This is a genomic window from Peribacillus sp. Bi96, assembly GCF_918698115.1.
Classification (GTDB): Bacteria; Bacillota; Bacilli; order Bacillales; family DSM-1321; genus Peribacillus.
This window is the reverse complement of the sequence record NZ_CAKKLV010000020.1, coordinates 88681-99161: the sequence shown is the minus strand read 5'-3', so window position 1 is coordinate 99161 and position 10481 is coordinate 88681. Positions and strand designations below refer to the sequence as shown.

The window sequence follows — 10481 nt, the reverse complement described above, 5'->3', positions numbered from 1 at the left end:
ATCCATTACTACAATCATCAACGAATCAAGGTAAAATTAAAAGGCATGAGCCCGGTAGATTACCGGATTCATGCCCTCAAGGCTGCCTAATTAAATAAAGTGTCTAACTTTTTGGGTTCACTTCAATTCTAAGGTTCTGTTCTTTTATGATAAGACTCCTAAAAGGAATATATATGAAATGTTCGTAGGTAAAGTCCTTCAATCTACATATTTATCTTTCAAATATTCTGAACCAATACCACCAATGACCATCAAAGCTAATGGTAAAAAATTCGACACAGCTGGCATACTTTCCAAAATTGTAATATCTGTGCCAACAAATTTGTTAAGACCAAAAATAATTAATTTAGACACTAACAAAAATGCTCCTAGTAATAACACGGTATCAAAAAAAAATTTCCTTTTTGGAAATGCTAACTGCTTACTTTCTCGTATTATTTTTTCTTTCAATTCCTCATCACTCCTTAATAATTCATCTATCGTAATATGAAATAAATCACTTAAATTAATGAGTACTTCAATACTTGGATAGTTTTTTCCTGTTTCCCATTTGGACACAGATTGGCGACTCACATGAATCTTCTCTGCAAGATCAGTTTGTGACCAATTTCTTTTTTCTCGTTCTTTTTTTAATCGTTCGCTAAAATTCATTGTGAGTTCATCGCCTTTCCTTACTCCTAGTATTGTGAGATGAATTATGCAAAGTAAAGATAGTAATAAGTGCATTACTATGCAACTTATGAGTGACACCGAGGAAAACCTTGATATAACAAGGGTATCCGTTTAATTTTCCGGAACTGCTGTAGAAAGTTAAAACTAAAAAAGAAGTTGCAGCCAGTCATCAAAAAAGTGGCCAAGACTTTGGATATAACAAAAAAAGCAGCTATGTAAGCAGCTACTTAATCATATAATTTTTTAATCCAATAAACCATCTTACTAACACATATATCAAGAATTAACCAATTGACTTTAATAAAAAAAGCCTTGTATAGACAAGGCTTTTTTTTATCGGTGTAATCCCCGCTTGTTTAAATTCACGAAGCATTTTTTGCTTTTGACCTTTGACCATTCTTCAGGATGATTCCGTGAGTATAAATTTGAGAATCAAAGCATAGCACAAACGGTTCTTTATAGAAGAAATCATTTCCTCATAATTTGTCTAAAGTTTCTTTGCATTATACTTTAAACTCAGCCATAGTTGAAGAAAAAGCGTTATAGAGTCCAATTGATAAGCAATCCAGCTTGAGCTAAACCACCACCGAAACCATATAATAAAATCTTCTCACCATTACTGAGTTTTCCTTCAATTACTCCTTTATCTAAGGATAATGGTATGGTTGCTGAGGAAGTATTTCCATACTCCACTAAGCTATTTAATGTACGCTCTATTGGAAAACCACTTCTATCACATATTGACTCAATCATTCTTAAATTTGCACTATGCGGAACAAACCAATCAACATCATTCAAATGAATTTCAGTATTTTTCATCACAGTTTGCATTCCTTTTGGAACAGTAGTAACAGCCCATTTATAAACCTCACGTCCATTTTGTACAAGGTTACCACTATTATTTAAGTCTTCACCATTTATACGTGTCGAAAGGTTTGTACTATATAAATTTTTTCCGCCTTCTCCTTCCGAATATAAATGTGAAGAAATAAAACTTGGTTGTTGTTCATCGTATTCTACAAGAACTGCTCCTCCACCATCTCCAAATAAAATACAAGTGGCCCGATCTTCATAGTCCATAATTTTAGATAAAGTATCAGCTCCAATAACAAGAATTTTCTTGTTTAAACCAGATGTTACTAATCCATTAGCTACATGCAACCCATAAGTAAATCCTGCACAAGCAGCATTTAAATCAATAGCTCCAGTATTCTTAATTCCTAGCTTTGCTTGGACTAAAGACGCTACACTTGGAGTGTTGAAATCTGGTGTAAAGGTACAGACAATAATCATATCAACGTCTTCGACAGATTTATCATACCGTTCCATTAAATCCTGTACAGCTTTATAACTTATATCACTAGTAAACTCTTCTTCATGTGCAATTCTTCGTTCTTTAATACCAGTACGTTTAACAATCCATTCATCATTGGTTTCAACCATTTTTTCTAAGTCTTTATTTGTTAACCTTTTTTCTGGAACATACGAACCTATTGCAGTAATACGTGCTTTGGATTTGAACATAGAATAACCACCTCGTGTTATGATTCGCATCATTTTTATACTTGATATTAATAGTTGGTACTAATTATAAAGCAAAAAAAATCTTATGCAACTAACCGTTCCCTTTAATTCCATAAGAAAAAGAGCTGAACGACAAAGAACGATCGCAATTGATAATATAAGAAGACTCTGCTCCTAAATAGTAAGGTATATCGTAGCCAGAACATCCTGTTAAAACATACTCATCTTGGTTGTTCTCATTCTTAATCACTTCGATAGTTTTGCACTGATGTGTTTAATTGAATTACCTCCATATTCGTCTCTTGTCGTGTCACTCGTCGCTCCCAGCGTTTCTGCATTAAATGTTATATCACTAATAATCGCGTCTCCTTCTTTAGTATAGAAAACTGCCCGTTCTTATAGAGAACTTAACAAGGCTTAAAGAATTTATTCAAAATGTAAGTAAAGAGGAAGAGGATTATCCTTAAAGTTAAAATCATCACAATTAAAACAAAAATCCCTTCCATAAACTCTTTATTCCACACCCTTTCTTACCTATATAACGTGATAAATAACTGTAAGTTTCAAGCATTTTTGATATACTCAACTGCCTCAATGGATTAAATGAGTTATGATGACCATATATCCATCTCCCGCCCCTTTAATTGAAAAAGGAAAAATCCTGTTGTATGTCCAACAGGATTTCCATCAATATTTATTCGAAATTCACAATTACACGATTCTCTTTTATTTTGATTGCATGCATATAGGAATCTTTGTATAAACGTCACGAATTCATTTTCAGTGTTTTTGTTTGTAATAGGTTACCGCGAGCGCAAGTGCCAGCACTGTACCTTTGACGATATCCATCGCATAATAGGGCACAGACATCATGATCAGCCCATTTTGAAGGATTCCGATAAGAACTGCACCAACAAATGTTCCAAAGGCATTTGGTTTTCCCGCTCCTAAAACGGAGGAACCAATGAAGGCTGCTGCAACAGCATCCATTAAATAGGGGGATCCTGAATTGATTTCTGATGTCATGACCCTTGAAGCAAGGACAATTCCCCCAATTGCCGCAAGTAGTGCTGAAAGCAGATAGGCAAGCACTTTGTATTTATTTACCGATATCCCGGAAAGTCTCGCCGCTTCCTTATTTCCCCCAATAATGTACATATAGCGACCATGCTTCATATAAGTCAAAAAGATATGGGTCGTTATCACAATGATTGCCATGATCAATATGATCCATGGTACCTGCCCAATTTTCGCGAAAAGCGGGCTGATTAGTCCAGTTGCAAATGTTCCATCGGGCATGACCATATTTTGCGAAACCGTCGCCCCTTTTGTATAGGTAAGGGCAATGCCCTGGATAATGAACATAGTAGCCAATGTCATCAGCATATCAGGGATTCTCAATTTAACGATCATGAATGAATTCAAGGCCCCTACGACAATTGAAGCACCGATTGCGGCTAAAATGGCAATCAATGTATCCTGAGACAACCAGACGAACATTGATATAACGATAGCATTTGCCAATGATGCGACAGAACCGACGGAAAGGTCGAAGCCATCCACCGTTAAGGATATCGTAATACCGATCGCAATGATGGTAACGATTGATATGGAACGTAGAATGTTAATCAGGTTATTAGTTTGAATGAAAGATGGATTGGACAGGGTAAAGATTCCAATCAAAATGATGATTGTCAATATTGTGCCGTATTTATAGAAAAAGTCGAACAAGTCCACTTTTTTCTTTGCCTTCGCTGTCTGTGTAACAGGAATGGGTGCGCTCATCCTATTTTCCTCCTGTAGAATAGAATAATAGTTCTTCTTCGCTGGTTTTGCTCGTTTCTAATTCGATGACAGTGCTCCCGTCATATAACACATATGTCCGATTGGTAATGCCCATGATTTCGGAAAGTTCGGATGATGCATATATGATGACTTTCCCATTTCTCGCAAGCTGTGAAATCAATTCGAATATATCCTTCTTAGCTCCAACATCGACCCCTTTTGTGGGTTCATCGAATATATATACATCCGCATCGGCTAATAGCCACTTTCCAATGGCAACTTTTTGCTGGTTACCACCTGAAAGGTTTTCGACTCTCACTTCCCCTGAAGGAGTTTTAATGCCGAGGCTCGCAATCAGTTCTTTCGCTTTTTCTTTTTCGGCCTTACGATCCACGAAGCTGAATGACTTGCAGAATTTGCCGATACTGGCTGCAGTCAAGTTTGCCGTGACCGTTTCCTGAACAAGGACCCCTTCTTTCCTGCGTTCCTCCGGTACTAGTGCTAGTCCGCTTTTCACTGCATGATGCGGCGATTTCAAAGTAAGTTTTCGGCCATTCAGGACGACTTCACCCGCTGTGATCGAAGTATGACCGAAAAGGGCTTTACACAGCTCCGTTTTCCCAGCCCCGACCAGCCCTGCCAAGCCGATTATCTCGCCTGCCTTTAGATGAAGGCTAACATTTTTAACTTTCGCTGCATCTGACAATCCCTTCACTTCCAGTACAACCTGTCCAATCGAAGAATTCACTTCAGGGAACTGCTCATCCATGGTTTTCCCGAGCATACTCTCGACCACTTCGGTTCGGGTGATTTCCTCCATTTTTCGACAAGTGACACGCTCTCCATTTCTCATGATCGTAATTTCCTCACAGATTTCAAATATCTCAGGGAGACGATGGGAAATGAAAATGATTCCCACATCTTTTTGCTTTAATTCATTTACAATTCGAAAAAGTTCTGTCGTCTCCGTATGACTTAACGGAGCAGTTGGTTCATCGAGAATCAAGAATTTGCATTCTGTCGAAACGGCCCGCGCTATCAGGACCATCTGTTTTTCAGCCAAGGTAAGGTCTCTTACCAGCTTTTTCGAAGAGACACGAATTTTCATATCATCAAGAATATAAGAGGCTTTGTTGTGCAGCTCTTTCCAATGGACCATCTGTTTTTTGCCCATGTTTTGGACCATATCATTCAGCATTACATTTTCCCCAACCGTTAAATTAGGGATCAGTGCGGTATCTACTTCCTGATGCACAATTTGAATGCCTTGTTCCTGCGCCTTCTTTGGCGAACGGATATCCTGCTTCATCCCATTCAAAAAAATATCACCTGAATAATGAACATGAGCTCCTGATAAAACTTTCATTAACGTCGATTTCCCTGCTCCGTTTGCACCGACCAATGCATGTGCTGTACCTGATTGTACAGAAAAATCAACTTCACTTAGCGCCTTTACTCCCGGAAACTCAATCGAGATCTTCTTCATTTCTAGTTGTGTGCCCATGTCCATCCCCCCTATTGAACAGACACTCCCTTCTACTGAAAGAGAGTGCCTCTTTTTACTTTTTATAATGGTCTTTCAAAACTTTCATCCAATCCTCTTCAAATTCCGCTGATACACCCCAGCCATCGACAATACCAGATAGATTGGACATGTTTACCGCTTCTTTTGAAGCTTGGATTTGCTTTTGTGAAATTAGTGAAGCCTTTAAGTCATATGTTTGCGGCGTTTCTTCTCCCGCTAATTTTTTTGCCAATAACCTCATATTCACTGCACCGATCAATTTGGGATCGACTGCTGCCGTGTAGGCCCATGAGCTCTCAGCTGATTGGATTTCCTGAAGATCTGCATTTGATACATCAATTCCATATATCTTCACTTCATCCCGGCCTGCTTCTTTAATAGCCCGAGCCGCTCCGATAGCAAAGGCATCCCATGTTGCAAATATTGCATCCAATTTTCCTTTAGGGTATTTATTCAGCATTGCAGCTACTGCATTCTGTGTCTGAACGGAAGTATCAGCTGATGCCACTCCGAATCTTTCGACTTCTTTAATCCCAGGATTTTCTTTTAATTTTTCCTGATAGACTGCGTTTCGTCTTACCATTGGAGGGAAACCATCCACCCAAAGATAGGCAATTGAAGCTTTACCTTTTTGTTCTTCTATCAATTTATCAAAAGCGAGTGTTGCCAGTGCTTCATCATCCTGTGATGTTAATGTCACACCGTCTATTTTGGATAGATCACTAATAGAATCGAAGGTGACAACGCTTTTACCTGCATCAACCAACTTTTGAACGTCATTCACTGTCGCTGCATCATCCCCATGGGAGATGATATAGCCGTCATAATCTTCCTCCAAAGCCTGGGCGATGGCATCATGGAATTTAGCCGTATCTCCATTGGCTGTATATGTATCCACTTGAAATCCTAAATCTTCTCCTTCTTCCTTCGCTCCAGCTAAGTATTGAGCCGTATGATCATCTCCGCCAATTTTACGGATCACTTTGATTTTGGCTCCTTCCCCTTCAGCAAATCTTTCCGGTACATTTTCAAATGATACCTTTTCTTCTTTCTTCGCTTCTGTAGAACTCTGCCCTGTTGAGCACCCCGTTAATAGCAAAGCTGAAGCGATGGCTGAAACGAATACCCCTTTTATAGACCTTCTCATCTTGTTTCCCCCTAAAATATCTTATTATTCGCATCAATCTAGTTGGTGTAAATCCTAAAATAAAAACCTCTCTAGTATAGAGAGGTTTAATCAGCTGATTTGCAGACTTGTCCCTCTCTTATCTGTCAAAACATTTCTGTTTTGCAGGATTTAGCACCAATTCCTAATGGAACGGTTGCTGGGCATCTTAGGGCCAGTCCCTCCGCCACTCTTGATAAGAGAATATATTGTGATACGTTTTTTGTAATTATCACTTTATCGGGATATAGTCATAAAGTCAATAGATTTTTGAATATTTGAAATGTTTCTGTTTATTTTTTATTTTCTTTGCAGTTGGGCTAGACGTTTTTTCTCAATTTTTTCAAGTCTCTCCAACTGACGTAACTTCACTTCATACAAAGTGATCGGGTCACGGTAAACTTCCGGATTTTCTTTCATATGCTCCAATGCTGCCTGGTAGTCTTTAATTTCAGTCTGCGTTTGTTCAATTGTTTTTTGAAGTAAGGCAAATGAACTGCGATAGAAAAGTGAAATGTCACGATCCAGGGATTTTTCAAACAACCCGAATTGGGTAAGGAAACGTTCCGTGATCATCTCAGCAACATCCAGGTAATCTTCACTTTCCAGGTATTTCTTATAACGATTGTACATATTGGCTTTATTTTGCGGTATCGCCCCAAACAGCTTTCCTGCTCCTTTAAGCAGCAATTGTGATGGAGTCCTGCGCATAAGGATATTAACGTCATCGATGCGGATACTGCTTGTCATCCGATCGGCATCACGACGCCAATCATCCAATACTCTGAAGTCACCTGCAAGCGTAATTCGTTCTTCTTTGTATAATTCATTGAAACCAGCACTCATCTCATCCATAAATTGTTGGCTTTGTGTGAATTCCATTTGGGAACTGGCAATCCAATCTTGAAGAGAACGGTAATACTGCGGCATGATTTTATCAGATATGAATGCTTGGATCCGATCATTCATTTCCTGGTTTAACTGTATATGGACCTGACTGAAATCACTGCTCTCCGTTAACGATTTAGAACAATCCCTCAGTAATTCAGGAATTTTGGAATAAAGTTGATTTTTCACTTCATCTTTAAGCGAACGATATGACCTTATGATATTCTCACTTTTTTCTTTTTCCAAATCAGCCAGTTGATTGACCGCTCCATTCAGTTTGATTTCCATCTGTTCATTCCAAGAAATGGAGTGCTCACATTTACGCTCATTAGCTGCCCGTTTTTCTAACAGGTTAGATAACGTTTTACGGATGAAAGCAAGGATTTTTTCAGACCTTTTTTCTTTCCAATTATCATCTTGATAATTCGATTGAAGGAAAACTGAAAGGTCCTTCAATTGCTGCTTGCTGTCATAAAGTTTGGAGAAAGCGAATACTTTCGCATTTGGGAAGTATGCATTCACTTTATCCCACGTTTCGTCTTCCATTCTAACTGCGACTTGATCACTGTATATCGTATCCATTTTATTTAATAAGAAATGAATCGGAAGTTTCGGGGCCATCATTTGAATTTCCAATAACAGGTCCCGTTCACTTCCGGTGAATGGCGCCCGGGCATCAAGAACGAACATCAGGCCATCACTGCCATGCAAATAGCTTTGGAAGTCGGATTCTACGCTTATTTCCCCATTGAACCCCGGTGTATCCAATAATCGCAGACGATTATTTCTCAGGTAGTCACTGATAAGGGTAACATCGACAATCGTCCCGCGCTGACGGCGTGTTTCATCCAATTCAGTTAACTCCATGACAGCTTTGCGATCTGTATCGGTAATTTCGAGGATTTCCAAGTCATCCCCGTCTTTGACACTCACTAGGGACGAATGATCTTCGGCAGCAATACTTTCACCAACAATTGACTGAATAAAGGATGTCTTGCCATTTCCTGTACTTCCCACAAGTAGAAGATTGAAATTTCCGGTATCCTTAAGCCCCTCGACCATCCAATTAAGCTTATTGCCAACCCTTAAATCATTCTCATCAGCCCACTGGATAATGGAATTGAATAATTTTTCCCCCGCTTCCAGTCCGCCTCCCAATTTAGGGGATTTCACTAACAGACTTTCTGCATCCTGAATGACCAGCGCATTGATCGTATCCGGGAAGATTTCATTCCAGGACAACGCGGATGCCGCTGCAAACAGCGATAGCTCCCCATCTGCGATTTTCAGCCAGTTTTCCAGCAATCTTGGCACGACAGGACTTAAATCTTTGATTAGGTGCGTTCCTTCAAGCAGACCTGCATAAGCATCCCGGTAATAGACGGATAGCTCATCCCATACATCTGCGGTGTTTAATTCGATGGTATCTATCAAGTTATTAATCACTCTTAGCCATTCGAAATAAGAATCCGTATATTTATAATTTTTCCAAAGGGCAACCGTCACCTTTTCGAAACGCCCCTGGTCGAGTGTGTATAGCGAGCCTAGGACCGTTGAAAAATAATCCGGATCCATCGATTGGGCAACACCCTGCTGGATATACGTTTTCAGCACATCGAACCATCCCATTGATTCTGTACGGATACTTTCATTCGCCGCCAATACCACCGCACTGTTCCAATCCTTTTGTTCTTCAAAAAAGGCGCGTGCAATTTCCGTGACATTCGGGTAGTCCGGTTGAAACTCGACTGCTTCTTTCACCACTTTGGAAGCCAGATCATTTCTGGATTCTACTATGTACAGTGAAAACAGTTGCAAAAGAACTTCTGTTTTCAAGACCGTTTCACTCGTATCGACGGATTTATAGATATCCTCTGCGGTTGAATACATTTCCAGTTCAAAATAAGCATCAGCGATGTTTTTCTTTGCCCATGAACCAAGTTCCCCTTCTATGTTTTCCCATTTAAAAATGGCTGCTTCATAGTCGTGGTGCTGAAAATATACTTCCCCCTGAGCAAATCGAATTGCCGTTAAATCTGCTCTTTCCTTTTTTTGTTCCACGAGAAACATTTCACCCAAAGCTTGAATGGGGTGCTTCCTGGAATCCTCAATCATCGTTTCATAATATTTTTTTCCGATCAGACGTTCGTCCATCTTTATTCCCCCGATATATTTCATATTTTCAATTAAAGGATAATCACTGATTTGATAAGCCTTCTAAAAGACCTTACATCCAATTTATAGCTTCCTTTAGTTAAGAAAATTATTTATAAAACCTTAAAATATTATTTTAACAAAACAATATGGTAACAACATGTCAACACTCTTACAATTTTAAAACAGAAACAAATAGAAATGTAATGTTTTTAATAAACCGATACAGAGATGTCATTTCCATATTCGAGAAAATATGTTTTTTCTGCTTTTATCCATATCAGATAGAGGTGAGCGAACCATTCTTTCCCCCTCTAAATTCCCAGAAGCCAGCCCGTTAACTATCTACTTCGTCCATTACTAAATCCCCATTTTTGCGTTCATAGAAAAAAGCAGTACCCTCATTCAAAGAAGGTAACTGCTCTCTGATAAGCTCCGAACAGTCGTTGTCCTTTGACAAATTAGGATTATACCCCTGTACGCTTACGTTGGTTATTCGGCTTTTTGGTCAACTGGCTTTTAAGTTGTTTCGTTTTCTTCACAACGCCCGTTTCCAATTTATCTTTACTTGATCCCGCTTGCTTTTGAGCCAGTTTTTGTTTGACTGCATCCGCCAGGCTTAACTTTTTATTTTCAGACATACTGTTATCTCCTTTAGTGTTCTGCCTTCTATTATAATATAGTTGCGGTTAGAAAGATAATAGGGAGTTATATCCGATTCCCATTCAAAAAACACCCTGGATAAAGGAAGTTTCGTCAACAGGGGAC

8 protein-coding genes, 1 pseudogene and 1 riboswitch are annotated in these 10481 nt (G+C 39.1%); of the genes and pseudogenes, 1 reads left to right on the top strand and 8 read right to left on the bottom strand.

The window, feature by feature from the left end:
* Positions 1–90: IS3 family transposase (locus LQ203_RS20895; RefSeq protein WP_230156708.1), on the top strand; the 90-nt coding region annotated here is incomplete at its 5' end.
* Positions 91–198: 108 nt separating this feature from the next.
* Here the strand turns inward: LQ203_RS20895 and LQ203_RS20890 are convergent.
* From LQ203_RS20890 to LQ203_RS20860, 8 genes and pseudogenes are all read right to left on the bottom strand, one after another.
* The gene (locus LQ203_RS20890; protein WP_230160965.1) at positions 199–651 is read right to left on the bottom strand and encodes a helix-turn-helix transcriptional regulator; all 453 of its coding nucleotides are present in this window, start codon (positions 649–651) and stop codon (positions 199–201) included.
* 561 nt (positions 652–1212) lie between these two features.
* Complete coding sequence (locus tag LQ203_RS20885; RefSeq protein ID WP_230160963.1) at positions 1213–2196, bottom strand: ketoacyl-ACP synthase III; 984 nt, start codon at positions 2194–2196, stop codon at positions 1213–1215.
* Positions 2197–2442: 246 nt separating this feature from the next.
* Positions 2443–2577 (bottom strand): annotated as a pseudogene (locus tag LQ203_RS27725) (hypothetical protein); the annotation flags it as partial.
* Between the two features lie 399 nt (positions 2578–2976).
* Complete coding sequence (locus LQ203_RS20880; RefSeq protein ID WP_230160961.1) at positions 2977–3981, bottom strand: ABC transporter permease; 1005 nt, start codon at positions 3979–3981, stop codon at positions 2977–2979.
* A 1-nt stretch (position 3982) separates the two neighbouring features.
* A complete protein-coding gene (locus tag LQ203_RS20875; protein ID WP_230160959.1) occupies positions 3983–5485 on the bottom strand; it encodes a sugar ABC transporter ATP-binding protein in 1503 nt (500 codons plus the stop codon).
* Positions 5486–5540: 55 nt separating this feature from the next.
* Complete coding sequence (locus LQ203_RS20870) at positions 5541–6653, bottom strand: sugar ABC transporter substrate-binding protein (RefSeq protein ID WP_230160957.1); 1113 nt, start codon at positions 6651–6653, stop codon at positions 5541–5543.
* A 115-nt stretch (positions 6654–6768) separates the two neighbouring features.
* Positions 6769–6874, bottom strand: a riboswitch (SAM riboswitch).
* A 97-nt stretch (positions 6875–6971) separates the two neighbouring features.
* The gene (locus LQ203_RS20865; RefSeq protein WP_230160955.1) at positions 6972–9713 is read right to left on the bottom strand and encodes a GTPase domain-containing protein; all 2742 of its coding nucleotides are present in this window, start codon (positions 9711–9713) and stop codon (positions 6972–6974) included.
* 467 nt (positions 9714–10180) lie between these two features.
* A complete protein-coding gene (locus tag LQ203_RS20860; RefSeq protein WP_164468807.1) occupies positions 10181–10354 on the bottom strand; it encodes a hypothetical protein in 174 nt (57 codons plus the stop codon).
* Positions 10355–10481 lie beyond the last annotated feature (127 nt).

Bases quoted from the DNA above. Each gene is read 5' to 3' on its own strand.
- LQ203_RS20880 (WP_230160961.1), bottom strand. From the start codon at position 3,981: ATGAGCGCACCCATTCCTGTTACACAGACAGCGAAGGCAAAGAAAAAA.
- LQ203_RS20890 (WP_230160965.1), bottom strand. From the start codon at position 651: ATGAATTTTAGCGAACGATTAAAAAAAGAACGAGAAAAAAGAAATTGG.
- LQ203_RS20870 (WP_230160957.1), bottom strand. From the start codon at position 6,653: ATGAGAAGGTCTATAAAAGGGGTATTCGTTTCAGCCATCGCTTCAGCT.
- LQ203_RS20865 (WP_230160955.1), bottom strand. From the start codon at position 9,713: ATGGACGAACGTCTGATCGGAAAAAAATATTATGAAACGATGATTGAG.
- LQ203_RS20875 (WP_230160959.1), bottom strand. From the start codon at position 5,485: ATGGGCACACAACTAGAAATGAAGAAGATCTCGATTGAGTTTCCGGGA.
- LQ203_RS20885 (WP_230160963.1), bottom strand. From the start codon at position 2,196: ATGTTCAAATCCAAAGCACGTATTACTGCAATAGGTTCGTATGTTCCA.
- LQ203_RS20860 (WP_164468807.1), bottom strand. From the start codon at position 10,354: ATGTCTGAAAATAAAAAGTTAAGCCTGGCGGATGCAGTCAAACAAAAA.